Raw genomic sequence first — 21,884 nt, forward strand, 5'->3', positions numbered from 1 at the left:
TTTTTATAAGCCACAATTTTATTTCAACAAGATTCATCCCAAAAGTCAAAACATACGTACAGTTTACATAACACTTTTATATAGCTAAAAAATAGCGTGAACTCATTCATTCACGTTATTTTTTCTCCATTCTTTCGCTTTTTCATCCACATTGCGCACAAACTCATTTTTTCCTTCCGTATATAACGCGCCATCATATGTATACTTTTCGGCTAATTCTTTCTTTAAGGTTGCATATGCCTCTGCTTCTTCACAATGAGCCATCATATAATCACGAAATGCTAAATGCCTTACTATCTCTGGATTTCCTTTTTCAAACACGTGTAAATGATACGAGCGTTTTTCTTCAGTTCCATGAATAAAATATCGGCGTCTTGAAATACCATTTTCCCCTTTTACGATGTAACCAAGCTCTATAAATCGTTCATTCCACCCATCTACTCTTTCGATATTTTCTACTTCCATGATCATATCAATAATAGGTTTAGCTGCCAGTCCGGGAACTGACGTACTTCCAATATGATGAATTTTTACCGTTTCTGGCATCGCTGATTTTAATCTTTTAGCCTCCATTTGAAATTTTTCACTCCAATGGTTTTCATGTGGAACAACGACAATTTTTCTCATTCTAACTCCCCTTTTCTTACAAGCTCGTCAAAAAATGATCAGTGGTATTTCACTGATCATTTTTTTATTATTTAAAGTCTTTCCAAGTAAGGTTACTTTCACTTAGCAGTTCTTCAAATGATTTATTCTTTTCACGTTCTTTTTGTTCTTGGCGCTTTCTTTCCAGTTCAGCTGCCTCTTTTTCCTCTTCCCTCACTTGCAACTCTTTCTTCTTACTCTTTAATTGTTGCATGAGTGAATCATTTAATTGATCGCCTAATGTAAGTGTTTCTTTCTTTTGGTTGATTCACTTGTGATTGTCTTTGCATTTGTCTTTGTTTCTTTTTCTTCATGCTACTCACCTTTTACTTTTTTCTCCATTATAGTAGATACACAATGAAATCGACAATAAAAAAGGGTCTTTACTCTATTATTCACTTTTTGTAAAAATGTTAATTTTTCGAAAAGACTAAATTTTTATGTAGCTATAATCCTATGAATCTATTAAAATTATGTCGTATGATGTCAGATTATAAAAAAGGAGAATTATATTATGTGGAAAAAAATTATTCCTGCCGTTGCTGTTTTAAGCACCATTACTTTTTCAAGCGTATTTGCCGCTCCCCCATCTCAGAATCCAGCTGAACAAAACCGCTACATAGACGTACAAATGCTTGGTATTAATGATCTCCATGGACAACTAGATACTGTTAAAAAAATCAATAATAAAGAAGCTGGTGGCGCTGATTACTTAGCTACTTATTTAAAAGAACATAAAAAACAAAACCCTAATACACTTCTCGTACATGCTGGTGATATCGTCGGAGCTAGTCCACCAGTTTCAGCATTATTACAAGATGAACCGACGATTGAATTTTTAAATGACTTAAAATTTGATGTCGGTACAATCGGGAACCATGAATTTGATGAAGGCATTGATGAAATGAAACGCCTCATTTACGGTGGATATCATGAAAAAACAGGAAATTTCAAAGGGGCTAACTTCCCCTATGTAGCTGCTAATTTCTATAACAAATCAACTGGCCGCTTATTTTTACCACCATTTACTGTAAAAATGGTAGATGGTGTTCCTGTAGGATTCATTGGGGTTGTTACAACTGATACACCAAATGTTGTTATGCCTACGATGCTTAACAATGTACAAATTACTGATGAAGTAGAAGCAATTAATAAATCAACACAACAATTAAAACGCCTCGGCGTTAAATCTATCGTCGTTCTTGCTCATGTCGGTGGAACAACCGATGAGTCTGGGGTAACAAATGGCGACCTTACTCGAATTGCAAATGAAACAGACCCAGAAGTTGATGTTATCTTCGGTGGACATAGTCATACGTATGTAAATGGTACAGTAAATAATAAACTAATTGTCCAAGCAAATTCATATGGAATGGCTTTCTCAGACGTCGATGTAACAATTGATCGTAAAACAAAGGATATTGTAAAGAAAAAAGCTGAAGTTGTTACAACGTATCATGAAGGTGTAGAACCTGATAAACAAGTAAAGAAAAAACTAGATCAATATAAAGAAAAAATCGCACCACTTGTAAATGAAGTGGTCGGAAAATCTACAGCACCTATCGACCGTAAACAAAATGATGCTGGTGAGTCCACTCTTGGAAATTTAGTTGCCGATGCTCAGCGTCAAACGATGCAAACTCAAATCTCCCTCATGAATCCTGGTGGCATTCGTAATGACTTAGATGCTGGTGATATTACGTGGGGTGAGTTATACGGCATTCAACCTTTTGGAAATCAATTGATTAAAGTAAATTTAACAGGTCAAGACATTCGCGATATTTTAAATCAGCAATGGCAAAAAGGAACAACAAGAATGCTTCAAATTTCAGGTATTCAATATACGTGGGATGCAAATAAACCAAACGGTGAAAAAGTTACAAATATACGTTTAACAAACGGAGAAGAATTATCTCCATCTACAACGTATAGCGTAGTTGCAAATGCCTTCTTAGCTTCTGGCGGTGATGGATTCGTATCATTTAAAAATGGTAAAAATGCAGAAACTGGGCCAAACGACTTTGAAGCGTTAGTCAATTACGTAAAACAATTAAAAGAACCAATTCAGCCAGTTATTGATGGAAGAATTCAAAAAGTAAATTAAGTGTTTCTCTAATAATAAATTTCATTTTTCACGCATAAAGGATTTGTACTGACCCTCTATTTTATACGTAATATACATCATAAAAAGGATACTCGTTCTTCTAATGAACACAGTATCCTTTTCTTTAGTTATCAAAATGTGATGTTTTGTCAACTTCATATTGCTGTAAAAATTGTTGCAACGCCTCTTCTACAAGTTTAGATTTTTGAATTCCTTTCGATTCTGATATAAGGTCCAATCTTGCTAATATTTCTGTATTAATAGAAAAGGTCCGTCTCTTTTTCTCTGTACTTTTACTCACAATTGGTGCAATTACTTCTTCTCTTTTTCTTAATAACTCATAAATGCTTTGTAATTGCTCATAAATTAATAATTGATAATCTGTTTTCTCATATTGAAGGGCGGTCGCTTCTTGGAGTTGTAAGTGACGTGGTTCTTCTCCATCTCCTACAAAAATACGTTTCTTCTGCTCTCCATCATATTCGTATCCAATCAATCTTAATTTCTTCGATAATGTATACGGGCTTATTTCAAGACGTTTTGCTATAATAGCGATGGATTCACGTCTATTTAAACCATCTATAATTTCTCCAATCGTCACAATTTCCCTCCTCCCGTGTTGAAATGACACTAGTATGGTATGTTACAATGATTTTCTAACAGTATATGCAAAATGAATAGCCTGTGCGATTCATACGATTTCACAAAAGGAGGTTTTCAATATGCTTTTTCGTAGCTACACCCCTCAGTTCTATAACGAAAACAAAAAACTTATTCCTAATAGTATCGCTACGATAGAAAGCGTTATGATTAATAATCGAAAACAAACTCTCCTTATGCGTGGACAAAACGTAGAGCAACCTATTTTATTATGCTGTCACGGCGGACCTGGGATGGCACAAATCGGATTTATTCGCCATTTTCAAAAAGAATTAGAGAAGCAATTTATTGTTATTAATTGGGATCAGCGCGGAGCTGGTAAATCCTTTTCAATGAAAGATTTCGGAGCAAATTTCACAATCGAACAATTCGTTTCCGATGCAAAAGAAGTGATTCAATATGTACTTAAAAAGTTCAACAAACAAAAACTATTTCTCGCTGGTCATTCTTGGGGAAGTATTATTGGGCTTAACATAGCACATCAATATCCAAAGTATATCGAGGCTTACATCGGTATTGGGCAAATTGTACATATGAAACAAAATGAAGAATTGCTATATCAACATTTAATTCATTCTGCAAAAAAACATGATCATAAAAAAGCATTAGCTTCCCTTTTAAAATTAGGCAAACCACCATTTTTAGATACGAGACGTCTCATTATTCAAAGAAAGTGGCTTGGCACATTTGGAGGCGCAATCCAAAACGGATCTTCCTTTTCTTTCATACGAAAAGGTTTCTTTTCTCCCGAATATACGCTATTAGATTGGTTCAAGTTTCTCGCAGGAAATTTAAAATCTGGCATTTTATGGGAAGAAATGCTGACAATCGATTTCTTTTCTTCTATCTCAAGTTTATCTATTCCAGTTTATTTTTGTTCTGGTCGCTATGATTATCAAACTCCTTATGCACTCGTTCAGGAATATTGCGATATTATTGAAGCGCCTATAAAAAAGATGATTTGGTTCCCAAATTCAGCACATTCTCCTGATTTAGAAGAACCAAAATTATTCGCTAATTCTTTACAATCAATTAAACAAGAGCTAGCTTTTCAGCATTAGTAACAAAAGGCTCTTTTACATTTCATAGAAAACATTTTATAATAATATGTCGCAAGTATGTATAAACATAGCAAAATGTTTCATATTTACTTGTCTTAACAGAATAAAAATTTAGGGAGATTACATTTATTATGAACGCTGTACTCGTCGCAGTAGCAATTATGCTATTGCTTAGTTTGTTACGTGTCCAGGTCATTGTCGCCATCATTGTTGGAGCTTTAACAGGCGGACTTATCGGCGGACTCGGTATTTCAGAAACGATTAACACTTTTACAACTGGTCTTGGAAACAGTGCTCCAATCGCTTTAAGTTATGCAATGCTTGGTGGTTTCGCTATTTCCCTTTCCAAAACAGGACTTCCAGATGCTATGATTCAAACTGCATTAAAATGGATTGGCAATGAACAAGACACGAAAAAACAAGTTTATTCTAAAATACTTATTTTATTCATTATTTTAACGATGGCTTGTTTCTCACAAAATGTGATTCCTGTTCACATTGCTTTCATCCCCATCTTAATTCCAGCACTTTTAAAAGTATTAAATGAGCTGAGAGTGGATCGCAGACTTGTCACATGTATTATTACATTTGGATTGATTACTCCTTATATGTGGATCCCTGCAGGGTTCGGAAAAATTTATCATGACGTATTGCAAACCAACGCTGCGCAAAGCGGCCTTACATTTGATGTCACACTTATTCCAAAAGCAATGACTATTCCAGCAATCGGTATGATTATTGGATTATGTGTAGCGGTATTCATTACGTACCGAAAACCTCGTACGTATGAAACAGAACAAATTCATACTACCGAAAATGAAATCGTTCCCTATACAAAACGTAGCATTACTTTCGGGTTATTATCTATCATTGCTACATTAACTGTTCAATTAACAACAGAATCAATGATTTTCGGTGCTTTAGCAGGTATTATCGTCTTATCAGTTAGTGGCAGTCTACCACTTAAAGAAGCAGATGCGATATTAACAAGCGGAATGCGTATGATGTCCTTTATTGGCTTTGTTATGATTGCTGCCGCTGGATTCGGCGCTGTTCTTCGAAAAACAGGACATGTTGAATCTCTAGTGCAAACGAGTGCACATATAATCGGAAATAACAAACCACTCGCTGCATTTCTTATGCTCGTTATTGGACTTCTCGTTACGATGGGAATTGGTTCATCCTTTTCAACCATCCCTATCTTAACAACCATTTTTGTACCTCTTTGCATTCAGCTTGGATTTAGTCCAATGGCCACAATTGCAATTATCGGTACAGCCGGAGCACTAGGTGACGCAGGATCTCCAGCATCGGATAGTACCCTTGGACCAACATCCGGTTTAAATGCTGATGGTCAGCACCATCATATATGGGATACATGTGTACCCACTTTTCTACATTACAATATACCGTTACTTATATTTGGCTTTATTGCCGCAATTACATTATAAAAAGGTGCGTATAAAACGCACCTTTTACTTTTTTATTTTTCCTTTTAATTGTTGAAAAGCTACTTTTCCGTTATCTTTGACATAGCTTTCAATTGTCGGTAGTGATGAACCTATCCATTCACACTCTATACTCCCATTCGGTCCAACAATTTTTAATTTATCTGGTATATGTATATTTAGAAATCTCGCTGACCGAATTAACTCAATAGCAATCTGATCACTTGAGGCTACAATTCCATCTATATACGGATTGTTTTGCAATAATGTAATAAATTGTTTATTTGTATACCCTTGTACACATTCTTCTCGATAAGAGATTCCTTCATCCCAAACAGCGTCTAAAAACCCTGCTATATGATCTTCCATTTCTTCACTTCCTTCTCCCTCACCGAAATATGCAAGAAAGTGACACCCTTTCTCTTTTAATAAAGAAACAGCTCTCTGTCCACTTTCATAATAATTTCCATGTGATTGTTGCTCATCGATCACAACAAACGGAAATGGAATTTCTCCTACACTTTTAAAAACTGCTCTCGTCAAAATAACACCTGCAATGTTATTTTGCTTCAGCATATGTATGTATCTATCTTTATTCTCTATATTACAAATAATGATTTGATAGCCTTCTTTATATGCTATTTCCTCAATACAATGTAGCAAAGTGATGTTTGATTGGTTACATAAATTATCTACAAGTAATGCAATTATCGTTGAACTCTCTTTAAATAGTGGCTTCGCTGCACTGTTTGGCCTATAACGTAATTCTTCAATTGCTTCCTTTACTTGTTTTACTGTGTCCTCATGAACGTATCCTTTTTCATTAATAACTCGTGAAACGGTTGCGACTGAAACACCTGCCAATTTTGCAACATCACGTATAGTTGCCACATCGTCACCCCTTAATATGGTAATAGATTACAATTTTACGGTAACCTAAATTACACTATCCGTCAAGATTAATAACTCATATTTCTGAAAATTGTTACATCATTTCACTAAACGATACTCCAACTGAATTTCATGTAAAATTGGAATATTATCATATCCCATACGTGGAATTTCTTTCTTTATTTTTCGTGCCTCCTCTACCGCATTCACATATAAATTAGTCATTACAAAATTACGTTTTTGGTAAAATCGTAACGCATTCATATTATCATTTGTTGTAATAAGCCAAACCTGTCTGCACCGTTCTTCTTCTGCAACTTGTAATACACAATCCACAAGTTTCGTCCCTATTCCTTTTCTTTCTTCAAAGCTATCTAGCGATACAATTTCGCATATATTTCCGGTCACTTCATACGTTATAATTCCGATTATTCTGTCATCTGAGAGCGCAACAAATCCTGGCAACTCTTCTAACTGATGTCCCTTACCACGTGAAACCATCAATGAACTTCCCCAGTTCTCACACATGAACATTCGGATTGTTTCTTTCATCGCTGGCGTAATTTTTTGTATATGCAGCATTTCCTATTTCTCCCCTTTTATATCATTGTGATACAATATAAGTGTATCACATGTAACGGTATTTGGAGGATGAGGTAAAGTATGAAACGTTTTTTTGCAGCATTGTTTACTATACTAGGTGCAATAACTGCCCTTGGGATTTTCTTTACAAATAAAGTGATGTACTTAAAGAAAAAAACAGAGGAAGAAGTACTCGAAAGAGAAACGAAAAAACATTTTCGTATAGAGGATTTTGATGCTCTTCATAAAGAAGAAATTCATATTCCTTCACAATTCGGATACGACCTTCACGGATATTACATTCCTGCCGGTCATTCCACCAATAAGTTTATGGTTTTTTGCCACGGTGTAACTGTAAATAAAATAAACTCTGTAAAATATGCAAACTTATTCTTAAAAAGGGGATATAACGTCCTCATTTACGATCATCGTCGTCATGGTAAAACTGGCGGAAAAACAACAAGCTATGGATACTATGAAAAACATGATTTAAAATCCGTAGTTGACTGGCTAAAAAACCGTTTTGGCACCAATATTACACTTGGTATTCATGGTGAATCTATGGGAGCTGCAACACTTCTTCAATACGCAGGACTTGTAGAAGATGGTGCTGATTTCTATATTGCAGATTGTCCTTTCTCTGATTTTCACGGACAATTACAGCACCGTTTAAAGGTTGAATTCCATTTACCAAAATGGCCTTTATTACCTTTAGCAAACGCATTTTTGAAAGTTCGTGACGGTTATACAATTCGTGAAGTTTCACCAATCGACTGTATAAAAAACATTAACAATCCCGTTCTCTTTATTCATAGTAAAGATGACGACTATATTTTAGCTGATATGACAAAAGCGTTATATGAAGCGAAAGAAAATAATAAGCAGCTTTATATTGCAGAACACGGTGCACACGCTTGCTCTTATAACGAAAATAAAGAAGAGTACGAAGCAGCCGTCGATCAATTTTTAAACACATATGTGAAAGAAACAAAAAACAGGCTTGCATAAGCCTGTTTTTTATTGCGCTAAAACGTCTGTAACTTGTTCCATATTTTCAGAAATCCATTGCATTGCATCATCTAACGTTGGGAATTCTGTCGTTTGAAATGTTACTTCATCTTGAAGTAACCAAACATCCTTTGCCTCTTGCCCTACACCTGCAATGGACCAATGTAACAAACTATATGGATGATTATCATTCAAAAATGATGCCCACGTGCGCTCATTTGCAATGTTTCGTAATGTATGTAATTGTTTATCCATCTCTCGTCACCTTACTCTAGTCAGTTATGAAAACTATTATAACACTCTCTTCTTTCTCAAACAAAGTGCTCTTTTTATATTGTCAAGCACTTCCCTTGATTATATGATGAAATTAAGCGTTTGGGAAGGAGGGATAACGTTGGCAAAAGTACAAATTAAAGTAAATGATAATGGCTCTTTTCGCGTTACAGGGGACGTGGAATTAGTCGACTCACAAGGGAATGTATTCCCAGCAAAACCGGCATTTTCTTTATGCCGTTGTGGTTTATCAAAAAATATGCCTTATTGCGACGCTTCGCATAAAGGTAAATTCGAATCTGTTGTTAGAGCACCAGAGGCAGAATAATTTTACATGTGACATGCACATTTTTTTGTGCATGTTTTTTCTTTTTAGCAACTCCGTTATATCCCTTCTCCTTACAACATTTCTAATACTTTTATTTCCATTCCAGCCTGCATATATTTTCACACAATTCTTCACATTCGAATATTTTTTACTAGCCTTTTATTTTTTTTGTGCTATAATTTGAGCAAACAGCATCCTTCGGGGTCGGGTGAAATTCCCAACCGGCGGTGATGAAGTGAAAACTTCTAAGTCCGTGACCCGTTTTCAACTCGAAAACGGTGGATCTAGTGAAACTCTAGGGCCGACAGTATAGTCTGGATGGGAGAAGGATATGTTTCTAGTTTTTTATATAGTGAATACACTTTTATTTCAGTATGCATATTTTTAAAGATTCATTTTGATTCTTTATATATGTTTAATTTTCTATACTTATTTTTTATACTGAAATAAAAAGAGACAACTAGCGTTTAAAAATTCGATATTTTGCTAGGTTTTTTCCTTATGCAGAAATATCAATTATCGTTAGGTTTCTTTCCTATGCTTTCGTATTCAAACTATATTTCTAGAAATCACGTCTCCCAAACCCCAAGGATATTAAATCCTTGGGGTTTTTTGATTTTTTTAGGAGAGGTGAAGAAAATGACAGATCAAGAATATATGAGGATTGCCCTGCAGTTAGCAGAAGGGACATCAGGACAAACAAGTCCAAATCCTATGGTTGGTGCTGTTGTTGTAAAAGATGGAAACATCGTTGGTATGGGGGCTCATTTACGAGCTGGTGAAGAACACGCAGAAGTTCATGCCCTTCAAATGGCTGGTCAGAACGCCAAAGACGCTACCGTTTATGTAACACTGGAACCGTGTAGCCACTTTGGAAAAACACCACCTTGTTGTGAATTGCTCATCGAAAAAGGAGTTAAGCGTGTTGTAATTGCTACTCTCGATTGTAATCCGCTCGTTTCTGGTAACGGAAAAAGAAGATTAGAGGAAGCTAGAATTGAAGTAACGACCGGTGTTCTTGAAGCAGAAGCAGTTTTATTAAATCGCTACTTTTTTCACTACATGAAAACGAAGCGCCCTTTTGTAACAATCAAAACAGCGATGAGCTTAGATGGAAAAACAGCAACTGTAACTGGTGAAAGTAAGTGGATTACAGGTGAAGAAGCACGTGCTGATGTTCACCAATATCGCCATACACATGATGCAATTCTTGTTGGAGTGAATACAGTTATAGCTGATAATCCTCATTTAACAACAAGAATTCCAAATGGTGGGAAACATCCTATTCGCGTTGTTTTAGATACCCATTTACGAACGCCACCATCTTCTCATGTTATAACAGATGGTTTAGCACCGACATGGATTATTGTCGGTAAGGATGTAAAGGAAGAGAAGATATCTTCTTATGAATCTAAAAATATAGCTATATTCCAAATGGAAACGAAACATATAGAAATCGAGGACCTTCTTTCCTTTCTTGGAGAGAAACAAATTCTTTCTCTATTCGTTGAAGGTGGCCAATCGATTCATGCAAGTTTCTTAAAAACAAACAATTTTAATGAAATTGTAACCTATATAAGCCCGAAATTAATTGGTGGGAAAGATGCTCCTACTTTATTTGGAGGAAATGGTTTTTCAAAATTACAAAATGCGCTTTCCTTGAAAATTCAAGAGATGAAACAAATTGGTGATGATATAAAAATCGTTGCGAATGCCCGAAACGAGGTGACGAAATGTTTACAGGAATTGTAGAAGAATTAGGAACGATAGCAAACATGCAACAAAGCGGAGAAGCGATGAAATTAACGATTCATGCAAAGAAAATTTTATCAGATGTTCACTTAGGTGATAGTATCGCGGTTAACGGTATTTGCTTAACTGTAACAAGCTTTACAACTACTTCATTTACAGTTGATGCAATGCCTGAAACGATGCAGTCGACATCACTTCGCATGCTTAAACCGCACTCTAAAGTAAATTTAGAGCGAGCAATGGCTGCAAACGGACGATTCGGTGGACATTTCGTTTCAGGACATATTGATGGAATCGGAACGATTTTAAATAAAAAACAACATTACAATGCCGTCTATTACAAAATAGCAATTTCTGATGAACTACTGCGCTATTGTTTGCAGAAAGGGTCCATTGCTGTTGATGGAACGAGTTTAACGATATTTGATATAGACGAATCTTCCATAACGATTTCACTCATCCCGCACACAGTAAGCGAATCTGTCATTGGAGCAAAAAATGCCGGAGATATCGTAAACATTGAGTGTGACATGATTGGTAAATATATTGAACGCTTTATTACTAAACCTACAAAACGAGTAGGTTCAATGACCGAAAGCTTTTTACAAGAAAACGGATTTCTATAAGGGGGAAGCACAATGTTTCATCGTATTGAAGAAGCTCTAGAAGATTTAAAAAAAGGTAAAGTCGTTATCGTATGTGATGATGAAAACCGAGAAAATGAAGGCGATTTTATTGCTTTAGCAGAGTACATTACACCAGAAACAATAAATTTTATGATTACACATGGCCGTGGTCTCGTTTGTGTACCGATTACGGAAGGATACGCAGAACGTCTACAATTAGAACCAATGGTATCTCATAATACAGATTCACATCATACTGCGTTTACAGTGAGCATTGACCATGTCTCTACAACAACAGGGATTAGCGCTCACGAACGTGCAACTACGATACAAGAATTGTTAAACCCCGCATCAAAAGGTGCTGATTTCAATCGACCTGGACATATCTTTCCATTAATTGCGAAAGAAGGCGGTGTCCTGCGTCGTGCAGGTCATACAGAAGCTGCTGTTGATTTAGCAAAGCTATGCGGTGCCGAACCAGCTGGAGTTATTTGCGAGATTATAAATGAGGACGGCACGATGGCACGTGTACCTGATTTAATAGAATGCGCAAAACAATTTGATATAAAAATGATTACAATAGAAGATTTAATTGCTTACCGCCGCCATCATGAAACACTTGTGACGAGAGAAGCGGAAATTACATTACCTACAGATTTCGGTACTTTCCACGCAATTGGCTATTCTAACTCATTAGATACGAAAGAACATATCGCACTTGTAAAAGGTGATATTTCAACAGGTGAACCGGTACTTGTACGTGTTCATTCTGAATGCTTAACAGGAGATGTATTCGGTTCACATCGCTGCGATTGCGGACCACAACTCCATGCAGCACTTGCTCAAATTGAGCGTGAAGGAAAAGGTGTTCTTCTTTATATGAGGCAAGAAGGAAGAGGCATTGGGCTTCTTAATAAGCTTCGTGCTTATAAATTACAAGAAGAAGGATTCGATACTGTAGAAGCAAATGAAAAACTCGGCTTCCCTGCTGATCTTCGTGATTACGGTATCGGTGCTCAAATATTAAAAGATTTAGGTTTACAGAGTTTACGATTATTAACGAATAACCCAAGAAAAATTGCTGGCTTACAAGGTTACGATTTAGAAGTAGTCGAGCGTGTACCGTTGCAAATGCCAGCAAAAGAAGAGAATAAATCGTATTTACAAACGAAAGTAAACAAATTAGGACACTTACTAAACTTATAATTAAAGGAGAGATTTATTATGGTATTCGAAGGTCATTTAGTTGGTACAGGATTAAAAGTTGGAGTTGTTGTTGGACGTTTTAACGAATTTATTACAAGTAAGTTACTTGGCGGCGCTTTAGACGGATTAAAGCGTCACGGTGTAGAAGAAAATGATATTGATGTTGCTTGGGTTCCTGGTGCATTTGAAATTCCTTTAATCGCTAAAAAGATGGCTAGTAGCGGAAAGTATGATGCTGTTATTACATTAGGTACTGTAATCCGAGGTGCTACAACTCACTACGATTACGTTTGTAATGAAGTAGCAAAAGGTGTTGCGTCTTTATCACTACAAATGGACATCCCAGTTATTTTCGGCGTATTAACGACAGAAACAATTGAACAAGCGATTGAACGCGCAGGTACGAAAGCTGGTAATAAAGGATATGAATCAGCTGTTGCTGCAATTGAAATGGCTCACTTATCAAAACAATGGGCATAAAAAAAGAGGCTACGGCCTCTTTTTATTTTTTCACCTTTTTTTGTACATCTTTTATTAATTCATTCATCGTTTTTCCTTCTGTTTTTATATGAAGAGCTTGTGCTGTTCTCCATACATTCTCTCTTTTTTTCGCTTCTTCTATAATAGTAATTTCTTTTCTAACTTCCTTTAAATCTTTTCCTTCCGTTTTCAATCCAAAATGTTCAGCTTTCGTTCGAAAGTGTTGTTCGATTCTTTGTTGCATCTCTTTTTGTTCAGGATTTTCAGCAGCCTTAACTGGATCAGAACTTATTGCTTTTATTAAAATTAAACAAGTCATAATCGCTAATATGTATTTGTACATGTAAAATCCTCCAACCCAATATAAATTACATATTTACTATGTACAACTAGGGCTTGGAAAATTCGTTCACAAAAATTCTTTTTTTCGTTCAAAAACCAATAGTAACAGGCGTTCACAACTATTTATTACATTTTATTTACAAAAAAAGCAAACCCTTTTACAAGTTTGCTTTTTCATCTATCTTATAATGCACACTCTTCAATCTCAAATCCTAAATCTGCAATCATACCCCAGTCTGCAGTCGGCTCTTGTCCAGCTGTCGTTAAGTAGTCCCCGACAAAAATAGAATTTGCTGCAAATAAACCGATTGGCTGTACAGAACGTAAATTGATTTCACGTCCTCCTGAAATACGAATTTCTTTTGTCGGGTTTACAAAACGCATCATTGCCAGTACTTTTAAACATTCTACTGGCGTTAACTCTTTTTGCCCTTCAAGAGGTGTCCCCTTTACAGCAACAAGGAAATTACAAGGGATAGAATCTGCATCTATACGTTGTAATTCAAATGCAATTTCAGCACGCTCTTCAATTGTTTCTCCCATGCCAAAAATCGCTCCAGAGCATGGGGAAATGCCCGCTTGTTTTGCTTTTTGAACTGTATCAACACGATCATCATACGTATGAGTTGAACAAATACTATCGTAATTATTTGCATGTGTATCTAAGTTGTGGTTATAACGGTGCACGCCTGCTTCCGCTAAACGTCCTGCTTGATCTTCATTTAAGAAACCTAAACAACAACAAATCTTCAAGTCTGTCGTTTCACGAATTTCCTTAACTGCTCCAATTACGTGATTTACCTCTTTATCCGTCGGACGACGACCAGACGCTACAATACAATATGTACCTGCTTTACGGCGTATTGCTTCATGTGCCCCTTCTACAATCTTCTCCTGCGTTAACCATGCATATTTATCAATCGGTGCTTCTGAAATAATAGACTGTGAGCAATATCCACAATCTTCAGGACATAATCCAGATTTCGTATTAATAATCATATTCAATTTTACTTTCTTACCAAAGTGATGATGGCGAATAATGTAAGCCGCATTCATAATTTCTAAAACTTCTGTATCATCAGCTTCTAATATCGCTATTGCATCTTCTTTTGTAATCATCTTCTCTTCCACTACGTCGTATGCAAGTTTTTTCCAATCCCTTTTTGTTTGTACTTGTTTCATTTCATCTCTTCCCCTCTTTTGTTATATGTATAAATAAAGCATGATACGTTGCCATTATCCCTTCATTTCCCGTGAAGTCTCTTTCGTATATGCGTAGCATCGCACGAAAGAGTGAGGGACTTTGACAATATGATCCTTCATTGCTATTAGTTGCTCCTACTTTTCGAATAGAATGCAGAAACTCCTTAACTTCTGTAAAACTCTCTATGTAACATGTTTCAGAAACATGCACATCCCCTGTTTCTATCTTACATATATGAAGCAACTGATCTTTTGAATAAAAACGTTGACCAATCGATGTTTCATTTTTTATATTTCTTTCTTCTTTCGCACGTTGGAACGAAGCATGCAATTCTTGAAATGTTTCATGTCCAAACGTTGAAAAGAGTAATATCCCATCTATAGACAAATGTTGAAATAAATTTCTTAACACTTGTTGTAAATTATTTAACCATTGAAATGTAGCATTTGAAATAATGACATCATATGATTCTTCTAATCGTAATCGCTCAATATCTTCACAGTGAAACGTTACATTTTTTACATTTTGTCTAGTTTGCGCAATCGCAATCATACTTTCAGCAAAATCAACTGCTGTAATATGTGATTTCGGAAATAACTTTGATAATTGCTCTGTTACATACCCCGTCCCGCATCCTAGTTCTAAAATACGTATTGATGCCGTTTCACTATATCGTTCCTTTAAGATTGAAAGTAATGAATGTGCCATCTTTTTTTGTACATTTGCATATCGATCGTAAGATACGGCTGCCCCATTAAACCGTTTTTGTAGTAACGTTTTGTTGATCATGTCGTATCCCCTCTACAAATTGAATTATCTCATTTGCGCAATATTCGAAATTCATCACACATAATGCATGCCCTGCTTCACTTACTACTTTCAGCTCGCTGCTGCTATTCTCCGTCATACTACGTGCCGCAGACAATGGGCATATTACATCCTGTTCTCCGTGAATAAGTAGTATAGGTACTTTAATTTCTTTTAGTTCTTCTCTCATATCTGTTTCTATTAAATAATCTAAACCTAGTTGTAAAGACTGAATAGAATCACCTTTAAAACGGTCTACAATGTCTTCAAAGTTTTTATTCTCTTTTAGCTCATCTTTCGTAAACATATTTTCATAAAACCGCTTGAGCGTATCTTCTTTCCTTCTCGCCAAATTCCTTTTCAGCCGTTCTACATGCAAAGCATTCCATCCGTTACTGTAATCGCTCGTATTTGTAAATTTAGCAGTACCACCAATTAATACGATGCCTTTTGCCTGAATCTTTTTATAAGCTTCAACTGCTGCTAACGCTCCTAGTGACCATCCAACCAATATTACGTTGTCATTATGCGCTACATCTATAATTCGTTCCGCAAATTCACTTCGTTCTTTCACATTACGCCAATCTATGCATTGAACAGAATATCCTTTAAAATACGGAAGTACTAAATCCCAAATATTCTCTTCCATTCCCCATCCGGGGATAAAAATAATCTTTAGCTCATTCATACGAAAAGCTCCTCTTCTTTCGCAATGTGGATAATTCGGTCAATAGCCCATTTTAAATCAGCTATTGTATGTTGCGATGTAACTGCAAAGCGAATTCGAGAACTATGAACCGGCACAGTTGGCGGACGAATTGCAATAGCCGCAATCCCTGCCTCTTGCAACCTTTTACTAAACCGTAAAGCATGTTCATTTGAACCGACTACAATCGGTACAATATGAGTTGAACTATTTCCAATATCAAAACCAGCATCCCTTAATTTAGTTCTGAAGTATTCTCCGTTTGCTATAAGGTTCTCTCTTCTTTCGTTATCTTCTTTTACAATTTCAATTGCTTTTTGCACTGCTCCTAACGTACTTGGTGGTAAGGCTGTAGTAAAAATAAAGCTTCTCATCATATTTTGTAAATACTCTATATAAATTTCATCACCTGTCAAATACGCACCATAACACCCTAAAGCCTTGCTAAACGTCCCCATATGTATATCAATTTTTTGAGAAAGATTTTTTTCTATATGAGATAACCCAGCTCCGCCGATTCCATATATTCCACTCGCATGTGCTTCATCGACTATAATGATTGCCCCATATTTCTCTTTCAGCTGTACTAAATCTCTCAAATACGCAGTATCACCGTCCATACTAAAAACGGTATCTGTTACGATTAATTTCCTTTTTTCAGGCGAAGCCATTTTCAACAACTTCTCTAAATGATCCAAATCATTATGACGATACCTTTTATGCTCTGCTCCGCTTAATATGATTCCATCAACAATACTTGCGTGATTTAACTTATCACTAAAAACAATATCGTGCCGAGAGGCTAAAGAAGATATGGCACCTATATTTGCCGTATACCCACTATTTACAATTAAAGCTCTTTCAGTACCTTTCCAGTCACATATGCTTCTCTCAACCTCTTCATATAATAGATGATTTCCTACAACGAGACGAGAGGCAGTCGCTCCAGTTCCATATCTTTTTGTACAGGCAATAGCAGCTTCTTTTAACCTTTCATCTCCAGCTAACCCTAAATAATTATTTGACGCTAAATTTAACATCCTTTTTTTATCTCGAATAAGCCAAGTCTCTTCTGCCTTCTCTGTTACATGCAAATCACGATACTGCCCTTGCTCATGTAATTGTTGTAATTTACATTGAAGGTGCGCCCGCCACGTTTGATTCATTTTGGATAAACTCCTCTAATTTTGAAATCATAATATGTTCTTTTGCAGATTCTAATACTTCTTCTTTCGTAAACTCACCTGCAAAGAATGGTAATAATCCTAAAACTGGTACCCCGCTCAGCTCTTCAATCATCTCTTTATTTTCTTGCACTCTTTCCATTTCACATTCTTTGCAACCTGATAAAATGACACCCGCTACGGTTAAGCCATGCGCCTTCGCGTAAGCAATGGTTAACACTGTATGATTTACTGTTCCTAATGTAGGACGAGCTACTACAATAAGAGGCAACTGTAATTCTTTTGCAAAATCAATTACTAAAGCATCTTCTGTATATGGGACAGCAAGCCCACCTGCTCCTTCTACAAATAAGCTATTAAACTCTTTTAATAGTCCATTATAGTAATCAGTAATTTCTTTTAACTTTACTACTCTTCCAGCTCTTTTCATGGCAAGTCTCGGAGCAAGTGGTTCTTCAATAGAATAAGGGCAAATTTCATTTTCTTGTGTCGGTACACCTGATAATGATTTTAACCTTGCCGCATCTCCCTCAGGGTTTGATGCAACATGCCCACTTTGCAACGGTTTATATACCCCTACGTTATATCCTAATTCTCTAAATACACCTGCTATAGCACCTGCAACTACTGTTTTTCCAACTTCAGTATCAGTTGCTGTTATGAAAAAACCACTCATTATTCTCCCTCCGTAACATCCGAGATTGCCTTATATAAAATGCGTAACATATCATCAATCTCTTCAAAAGTAGAAGCAAGTGGCGGCATAAATACAATCGTGTTACCTAGCGGTCGTAAAATCATACCCAGCTCTCTTGAGCGTTTACATACTTGAACACCGACTCTCTCTGTCCAGTCAAACGCTTCTTTCGTTTCCTTATTCTTCACAAGCTCAATACCAACCATTAATCCGCACTGACGAATATCACCTACATGTTTATAAGCAAAGAGCTTTTCTAATTGCGCTGCCACATAATCCGTTTTACGTGCCACTTCTTCTATTAAATTTGTTTTTTCATATAGTTCTAGATTCGCGATTGCTACGGCACACCCTAACGGATTGCCTGTGTAGCTATGTCCATGGAAAAATGTTTTTTGTTCTTCATATTCTCCTAAGAAGGCATTATATATTTCATCTGTCGTTACCGTAACTGCAATTGGTAAATATCCACCTGTTAAACCTTTCCCAGCAGTTAAAATGTCTGGCGTCACATTTTCATGTTCACAAGCAAACATTTTCCCTGTACGCCCAAATCCAGTTGCTACCTCATCTGTAATAAATAATACATTGTACTTAGTACATAAATCGCGCAGTCCTTTTAAATATCCTTTTGGCATTGTAATCATCCCGCCAGCACCTTGCATTAATGGCTCTACAATGATGGCAGCTACTTCTTCATGCTTTTCTTTCAACAATTCTTCCATTTCTTCTAAATGGCTTTTTACAATTTCCTCCTTATTATTTCCGTAAGGAGAACGATATGTATATGGATACGGCATTTTAATCGCATCAAATAAGAGCGAACTATACACTTGGTGAAACAAGTCTATTGCTCCTACTGAAACAGCTCCAATTGTATCACCGTGATATGCTTCTTTTAATGTAACGAATCTTTGTTTCTTTGGTTTCCCTTTATGCTGCCAATATTGGAAAGCCATCTTAATTGCAATTTCAACAGCGGTAGAACCTGAATCAGAATAGAATACCTTCTTCAATCCATCTGGTACAACCTCACTAATTTTTTCTGCTAATAAAATAGATGGAACGTTAGCAAGTCCTAGCATAGTAGAATGAGCAATTTTATTTAATTGCTCACGAATTGCTTCATCTAATTCCGGTACTTGATGTCCGTGAACATTTAACCATATAGATGAAACACCATCCCAATATTCATTACCATTTACATCGTATAGCTTTCTTCCCTCTCCACGTTCAATAATGACAGGATCTTCTTCTAAATAATCTTTCATTTGTGTAAATGGGTGCCATACGTAAGCTTTATTTTTCTCTGCTAATTCTTCATATGTATAAGATGATTTTTCAATCGTTTTACTATTTATTGTCACAATTGTCACCCCTAATGTTAACTTGTTTACAAATAAAGTTAACATTAAATCTGAATGACTGTCAATTATTTTAAAATCAAATAGTTCTTAAAAAAGAACAACTTATCATACGATAAGTTGTTCTACTTTCCATGCTGTATCTTTCCAATTTCTAAAATAATTTCTTCATCTTTTTTTCCCTCTGTATTAATTCCAAGCTGCTTCGCATGCTCAATTAATAAATCATGACGCTGCTCAAATCTAGCCTTATTTACTTCTTTCGTAATTTCTTCTTTTGTTTTTCCATCACTAGAAACCCCTAGTTTCGTAGCTGCTTTCTCCATCGACTTCTTCTCTTCCGCTTCTTTCGCTTTCTTCACTTCTGACTGCTGTACTTGCTTTTGCTTCGCTTGCTCTGATTCAGCTGCAAAAGCTGTGTAAATGCCAGCACTTCCGCCAATGACTAGTAAGGTGGTAAAAAGAATTATTTTTTTCTTCACTCTTTCCTCCCCTTTCAAATTCATTATAACGCACATTTTTTAGTGTTAAAACCTATCTCCTTTATTTCCCTAAAAAAATATCACATATTTTTATTGACATGTATGATGAATATATGATAAAAATTTAACTAACATCATATGAATCGGCGTTGATAGGATTTAGTAGTATTTCGATTTCTGATTTCAGAGAGCTGGTGGTCGGTGCGAACCAGTACAGAGCGAATTATGAATTACCCCCTGGAGCTTCTTTTACGAAACGTAAGGAGTAGTGAAAGACGGTTATAGACCGTTATGTCTAAAGAGTGGTGAAACGAAACTGTTTCACAATTTAGGGTGGTACCGCGAATTTTTCGTCCCTGCATATATTGCAGGGGCGTTTTTATTTTATAAGCGCATATCATATGACCCTTTATTTTGTGATACATTCATTTCACAAGCTAGGGTGGTACCGCGATTTCTTCGTCCCTGCATAATTATATGCAGGGACGTTTTTTTATCCAATCATTTCCGTATCATATAGAAGGACTAACAATTACCGGTAATTTGTCACAAAATTCTAAATTTTAGAAGGAAATATACAATATTTGGCGAATTTTATATAAAAAAGAGCTATTTCACATTACTTAGGAGGGGAAAACAATGGTTTCAAAAATTGAGTCTGTTCTTTTAACAATTTTTATCTTTTTCTGTATTGGTTTTAGTGTTATTCAATTAGAAGTTTCACCACACATCCCAATTTTATTTGGTATCGTTCTTTTATTAGCATTTGGATTCTTGAAGAAAATCTCTTGGTCTACTATGGAGAAAGGGATGATTAGTAGTATTTCAGCTGGCATTCCATCTATATTTATTTTCTTACTTGTAGGCGTATTAATTAGCGTTTGGATCGCAGCTGGAACTATTCCCACTTTAATGGTATACGGCTTCCAACTTGTATCTCCAAAAATTTTCGTTCCAACTGTTTTTGTTGTTTGTGCAATTGTTGGAACGAGTATCGGTAGTGCATTTACAACTGCTGCAACTGTAGGACTTGCCTTTATGGGAATGGGTACTGCCCTTGGATACGATCCAGCTCTTATTGCTGGTGCAATTATTTCTGGTGCATTCTTCGGAGATAAAATGTCTCCTTTATCTGATACAACAAACTTAGCGCCTGCTGTAACAGGTGTAGATTTATTTGAACATATTCGTAACATGCTTTGGACAACAGTGCCAGCTTTCATTATTGCTTTTATCGCATTTTTCATTTTAGGAAGCGGATCTGGTGGAAACGTTGATTTCTCAGCATTTATTAACACACTAGAAAAAAATGCAACGATTTCTATCGTTACACTGATTCCTATTTTATTACTGTTCCTATTCGCATTTAAAAAGGTACCCGCAGTTCCAACATTACTTGCAGGAATTGTGGTAGGGATTATTATTCTCTTTATTTTTAAACCTAGCACTTCTTTAGCTGATTTAATAAAAATTATGCAAGACGGTTACGTTTCTAAAACTGGTATCCAAGACATTGACAGCTTATTATCTCGCGGTGGCCTGCAAAGTATGATGATGTCAATTGCTCTTATTTTCCTAGCTCTTTGTATGGGAGGATTATTACAAGGAATGGGTATTATAGCGCAGCTGATGAATATTATCTCTAGCTTCGTAAAAACTAGTACACGCTTAATTATTTCTACTGCTTCAACTGCAATTGGTGTAAACTTCTTACTTGGTGAGCAATACTTATCTATCGTTTTAACAGGACAAGCATTCGCTAATAAATACGATGAAGTCGGTTTAGAACGTCGTAATTTATCACGAGTATTAGAAGATGCTGGTACAGTAATTAATCCACTCGTACCATGGGGTGTCAGTGGCGTATTCTTAACAAACGTTCTTAGCGTTCCAACATTCGATTACTTGCCATACGCAATCTTCTGTTTAGCTTGTCCAGTCGTAACCATTATCGTCGGTTTTACTGGATTCGGTCTTTCATGGAAAAAAGAAAAAGCAGTACCAGTTTCATAATATAACAAAAAGGATTACCAA

General features: G+C 36.1%; 23 protein-coding genes, 1 pseudogene, 1 riboswitch and 1 other annotated feature. Of the genes and pseudogenes, 10 read left to right on the forward strand and 14 right to left on the reverse strand.

Annotation, left to right across the window (positions count from 1 at the left end; genetic code table 11):
• Positions 1-102: 102 nt before the first annotated feature.
• Together BC_RS20455 and BC_RS20460 are read right to left on the reverse strand one after the other, a co-directional pair.
• Entirely contained in the window at positions 103-627 is a 525-nt protein-coding gene (locus tag BC_RS20455; protein WP_001227186.1) for a GrpB family protein, read from the reverse strand.
• A gap of 67 nt (positions 628-694) precedes the next feature.
• Positions 695-959, reverse strand: a pseudogene (locus BC_RS20460) (YqkE family protein).
• A gap of 200 nt (positions 960-1,159) precedes the next feature.
• Here BC_RS20460 and BC_RS20465 point away from each other — a divergent pair.
• Positions 1,160-2,749 carry a bifunctional metallophosphatase/5'-nucleotidase gene (locus BC_RS20465; protein ID WP_000265553.1) on the forward strand — a complete coding sequence of 530 codons (1,590 nt, stop codon included), beginning with the start codon at positions 1,160-1,162 and terminating at the stop codon, positions 2,747-2,749.
• A gap of 124 nt (positions 2,750-2,873) precedes the next feature.
• Here the strand turns inward: BC_RS20465 and BC_RS20470 are convergent, their stop codons facing one another.
• Complete coding sequence (locus tag BC_RS20470; protein WP_000151931.1) at positions 2,874-3,350, reverse strand: ribbon-helix-helix domain-containing protein; 477 nt, start codon at positions 3,348-3,350, stop codon at positions 2,874-2,876.
• A gap of 121 nt (positions 3,351-3,471) precedes the next feature.
• On the opposite strand from BC_RS20470, the gene BC_RS20475 reads away from it, so the two are divergent.
• Together BC_RS20475 and BC_RS20480 are read left to right on the forward strand one after the other, a co-directional pair.
• Positions 3,472-4,470 carry an alpha/beta fold hydrolase gene (locus tag BC_RS20475; RefSeq protein WP_000898962.1) on the forward strand — a complete coding sequence of 333 codons (999 nt, stop codon included), beginning with the start codon at positions 3,472-3,474 and terminating at the stop codon, positions 4,468-4,470.
• A 131-nt stretch (positions 4,471-4,601) separates the two neighbouring features.
• Positions 4,602-5,921 (forward strand): Na+/H+ antiporter family protein, encoded by a 1,320-nt coding sequence (locus BC_RS20480; protein ID WP_000994817.1) that lies wholly within the window; start codon positions 4,602-4,604, stop codon positions 5,919-5,921.
• Between the two features lie 24 nt (positions 5,922-5,945).
• On the opposite strand, the gene BC_RS20485 is transcribed toward BC_RS20480, so the two are convergent.
• A complete protein-coding gene (locus tag BC_RS20485; RefSeq protein ID WP_000201364.1) occupies positions 5,946-6,809 on the reverse strand; it encodes a LacI family DNA-binding transcriptional regulator in 864 nt (287 codons plus the stop codon).
• A 99-nt stretch (positions 6,810-6,908) separates the two neighbouring features.
• Complete coding sequence (locus BC_RS20490) at positions 6,909-7,391, reverse strand: GNAT family N-acetyltransferase (RefSeq protein WP_000902435.1); 483 nt, start codon at positions 7,389-7,391, stop codon at positions 6,909-6,911.
• A gap of 81 nt (positions 7,392-7,472) precedes the next feature.
• Here BC_RS20490 and BC_RS20495 point away from each other — a divergent pair, with 81 nt between their 5' ends.
• Complete coding sequence (locus BC_RS20495) at positions 7,473-8,399, forward strand: alpha/beta hydrolase (RefSeq protein WP_000819234.1); 927 nt, start codon at positions 7,473-7,475, stop codon at positions 8,397-8,399.
• Between the two features lie 9 nt (positions 8,400-8,408).
• Here the strand turns inward: BC_RS20495 and BC_RS20500 are convergent, their stop codons facing one another.
• Positions 8,409-8,654 (reverse strand): DUF2552 family protein, encoded by a 246-nt coding sequence (locus BC_RS20500; protein ID WP_000360793.1) that lies wholly within the window; start codon positions 8,652-8,654, stop codon positions 8,409-8,411.
• Between the two features lie 139 nt (positions 8,655-8,793).
• On the opposite strand from BC_RS20500, the gene BC_RS20505 reads away from it, so the two are divergent.
• The 5 genes from BC_RS20505 (at position 8,794) to ribH (ending at position 13,064) form a co-directional block, all read left to right on the forward strand.
• Positions 8,794-9,000 (forward strand): CDGSH iron-sulfur domain-containing protein, encoded by a 207-nt coding sequence (locus BC_RS20505; protein WP_001151582.1) that lies wholly within the window; start codon positions 8,794-8,796, stop codon positions 8,998-9,000.
• A gap of 190 nt (positions 9,001-9,190) precedes the next feature.
• Positions 9,191-9,334, forward strand: a riboswitch (FMN riboswitch).
• Between the two features lie 305 nt (positions 9,335-9,639).
• The gene (gene ribD / locus BC_RS20510) at positions 9,640-10,752 is read left to right on the forward strand and encodes a bifunctional diaminohydroxyphosphoribosylaminopyrimidine deaminase/5-amino-6-(5-phosphoribosylamino)uracil reductase RibD (protein ID WP_000131986.1); all 1,113 of its coding nucleotides are present in this window, start codon (positions 9,640-9,642) and stop codon (positions 10,750-10,752) included.
• Complete coding sequence (gene ribE / locus BC_RS20515; protein WP_000493908.1) at positions 10,734-11,378, forward strand: riboflavin synthase subunit alpha; 645 nt, start codon at positions 10,734-10,736, stop codon at positions 11,376-11,378. The genes ribD and ribE overlap by 19 nt, the downstream gene beginning before the upstream one ends.
• A 12-nt stretch (positions 11,379-11,390) precedes the next feature.
• Positions 11,391-12,584 (forward strand): bifunctional 3,4-dihydroxy-2-butanone 4-phosphate synthase/GTP cyclohydrolase II, encoded by a 1,194-nt coding sequence (gene ribBA, locus BC_RS20520; RefSeq protein ID WP_000468974.1) that lies wholly within the window; start codon positions 11,391-11,393, stop codon positions 12,582-12,584.
• 18 nt (positions 12,585-12,602) lie between these two features.
• On the forward strand, positions 12,603-13,064 hold the full coding sequence (gene ribH / locus BC_RS20525; RefSeq protein ID WP_000230895.1) for a 6,7-dimethyl-8-ribityllumazine synthase: 462 nt from the start codon (positions 12,603-12,605) through the stop codon (positions 13,062-13,064).
• 22 nt (positions 13,065-13,086) lie between these two features.
• On the opposite strand, the gene BC_RS20530 is transcribed toward ribH, so the two are convergent.
• The 8 genes from BC_RS20530 to BC_RS20565 all read right to left on the reverse strand — a co-directional run bounded on the left by BC_RS20530 (position 13,087) and on the right by BC_RS20565 (position 19,850).
• Positions 13,087-13,407 carry a hypothetical protein gene (locus BC_RS20530; protein WP_000280032.1) on the reverse strand — a complete coding sequence of 107 codons (321 nt, stop codon included), beginning with the start codon at positions 13,405-13,407 and terminating at the stop codon, positions 13,087-13,089.
• A 182-nt stretch (positions 13,408-13,589) separates the two neighbouring features.
• Positions 13,590-14,588: a biotin synthase gene (gene bioB / locus BC_RS20535; RefSeq protein WP_000815854.1), complete on the reverse strand. Its 999-nt coding sequence runs from the start codon at positions 14,586-14,588 to the stop codon at positions 13,590-13,592.
• A 1-nt stretch (position 14,589) separates the two neighbouring features.
• Positions 14,590-15,399: a malonyl-ACP O-methyltransferase BioC gene (gene bioC / locus BC_RS20540; RefSeq protein ID WP_000608914.1), complete on the reverse strand. Its 810-nt coding sequence runs from the start codon at positions 15,397-15,399 to the stop codon at positions 14,590-14,592.
• Positions 15,365-16,105 carry an alpha/beta fold hydrolase gene (locus tag BC_RS20545; RefSeq protein ID WP_001004171.1) on the reverse strand — a complete coding sequence of 247 codons (741 nt, stop codon included), beginning with the start codon at positions 16,103-16,105 and terminating at the stop codon, positions 15,365-15,367. The genes bioC and BC_RS20545 overlap by 35 nt, the downstream gene beginning before the upstream one ends.
• Entirely contained in the window at positions 16,102-17,289 is a 1,188-nt protein-coding gene (gene bioF / locus BC_RS20550) for an 8-amino-7-oxononanoate synthase (protein ID WP_001077285.1), read from the reverse strand. The genes BC_RS20545 and bioF overlap by 4 nt, the downstream gene beginning before the upstream one ends.
• A complete protein-coding gene (gene bioD, locus BC_RS20555) occupies positions 17,255-17,983 on the reverse strand; it encodes a dethiobiotin synthase (protein ID WP_000012476.1) in 729 nt (242 codons plus the stop codon). The genes bioF and bioD overlap by 35 nt, the downstream gene beginning before the upstream one ends.
• Positions 17,983-19,416, reverse strand: a complete 1,434-nt coding sequence (gene bioA / locus BC_RS20560) for an adenosylmethionine--8-amino-7-oxononanoate transaminase (protein ID WP_002195789.1) — start codon at positions 19,414-19,416, stop codon at positions 17,983-17,985. Before bioA ends, bioD begins: the two co-directional genes overlap by 1 nt.
• Before the next feature lie 77 nt (positions 19,417-19,493).
• Positions 19,494-19,850, reverse strand: a complete 357-nt coding sequence (locus tag BC_RS20565; RefSeq protein WP_000726896.1) for a hypothetical protein — start codon at positions 19,848-19,850, stop codon at positions 19,494-19,496.
• Positions 19,851-19,990: 140 nt separating this feature from the next.
• Positions 19,991-20,211 (forward strand) — a binding site (T-box leader).
• 278 nt (positions 20,212-20,489) lie between these two features.
• Between BC_RS20565 and nhaC the strand changes: the two genes are divergently transcribed.
• The gene (gene nhaC, locus BC_RS20570; protein WP_000253731.1) at positions 20,490-21,863 is read left to right on the forward strand and encodes a Na+/H+ antiporter NhaC; all 1,374 of its coding nucleotides are present in this window, start codon (positions 20,490-20,492) and stop codon (positions 21,861-21,863) included.
• Positions 21,864-21,884 lie beyond the last annotated feature (21 nt).

The organism is Bacillus cereus ATCC 14579 (genome assembly GCF_000007825.1).
Taxonomy (GTDB): Bacteria; Bacillota; Bacilli; order Bacillales; family Bacillaceae_G; genus Bacillus_A; species Bacillus_A cereus.

Excerpts from the sequence above, each read along its gene's own strand:
- BC_RS20465 (WP_000265553.1), top strand. The coding sequence starts at position 1,160 with ATGTGGAAAAAAATTATTCCTGCCGTTGCTGTTTTAAGCACCATTACT.
- ribD (WP_000131986.1), top strand. The coding sequence starts at position 9,640 with ATGACAGATCAAGAATATATGAGGATTGCCCTGCAGTTAGCAGAAGGG.
- BC_RS20500 (WP_000360793.1), bottom strand. The coding sequence starts at position 8,654 with ATGGATAAACAATTACATACATTACGAAACATTGCAAATGAGCGCACG.
- bioC (WP_000608914.1), bottom strand. The coding sequence starts at position 15,399 with ATGATCAACAAAACGTTACTACAAAAACGGTTTAATGGGGCAGCCGTA.
- BC_RS20480 (WP_000994817.1), top strand. The coding sequence starts at position 4,602 with ATGAACGCTGTACTCGTCGCAGTAGCAATTATGCTATTGCTTAGTTTG.
- ribH (WP_000230895.1), top strand. The coding sequence starts at position 12,603 with ATGGTATTCGAAGGTCATTTAGTTGGTACAGGATTAAAAGTTGGAGTT.
- BC_RS20545 (WP_001004171.1), bottom strand. The coding sequence starts at position 16,105 with ATGAATGAGCTAAAGATTATTTTTATCCCCGGATGGGGAATGGAAGAG.
- bioF (WP_001077285.1), bottom strand. The coding sequence starts at position 17,289 with ATGAATCAAACGTGGCGGGCGCACCTTCAATGTAAATTACAACAATTA.
- BC_RS20455 (WP_001227186.1), bottom strand. The coding sequence starts at position 627 with ATGAGAAAAATTGTCGTTGTTCCACATGAAAACCATTGGAGTGAAAAA.
- bioA (WP_002195789.1), bottom strand. The coding sequence starts at position 19,416 with ATGTTAACTTTATTTGTAAACAAGTTAACATTAGGGGTGACAATTGTG.
- BC_RS20475 (WP_000898962.1), top strand. The coding sequence starts at position 3,472 with ATGCTTTTTCGTAGCTACACCCCTCAGTTCTATAACGAAAACAAAAAA.
- ribBA (WP_000468974.1), top strand. The coding sequence starts at position 11,391 with ATGTTTCATCGTATTGAAGAAGCTCTAGAAGATTTAAAAAAAGGTAAA.
- BC_RS20495 (WP_000819234.1), top strand. The coding sequence starts at position 7,473 with ATGAAACGTTTTTTTGCAGCATTGTTTACTATACTAGGTGCAATAACT.
- bioD (WP_000012476.1), bottom strand. The coding sequence starts at position 17,983 with ATGAGTGGTTTTTTCATAACAGCAACTGATACTGAAGTTGGAAAAACA.
- ribE (WP_000493908.1), top strand. The coding sequence starts at position 10,734 with ATGTTTACAGGAATTGTAGAAGAATTAGGAACGATAGCAAACATGCAA.
- bioB (WP_000815854.1), bottom strand. The coding sequence starts at position 14,588 with ATGAAACAAGTACAAACAAAAAGGGATTGGAAAAAACTTGCATACGAC.
- nhaC (WP_000253731.1), top strand. The coding sequence starts at position 20,490 with ATGGTTTCAAAAATTGAGTCTGTTCTTTTAACAATTTTTATCTTTTTC.
- BC_RS20530 (WP_000280032.1), bottom strand. The coding sequence starts at position 13,407 with ATGTACAAATACATATTAGCGATTATGACTTGTTTAATTTTAATAAAA.
- BC_RS20490 (WP_000902435.1), bottom strand. The coding sequence starts at position 7,391 with ATGCTGCATATACAAAAAATTACGCCAGCGATGAAAGAAACAATCCGA.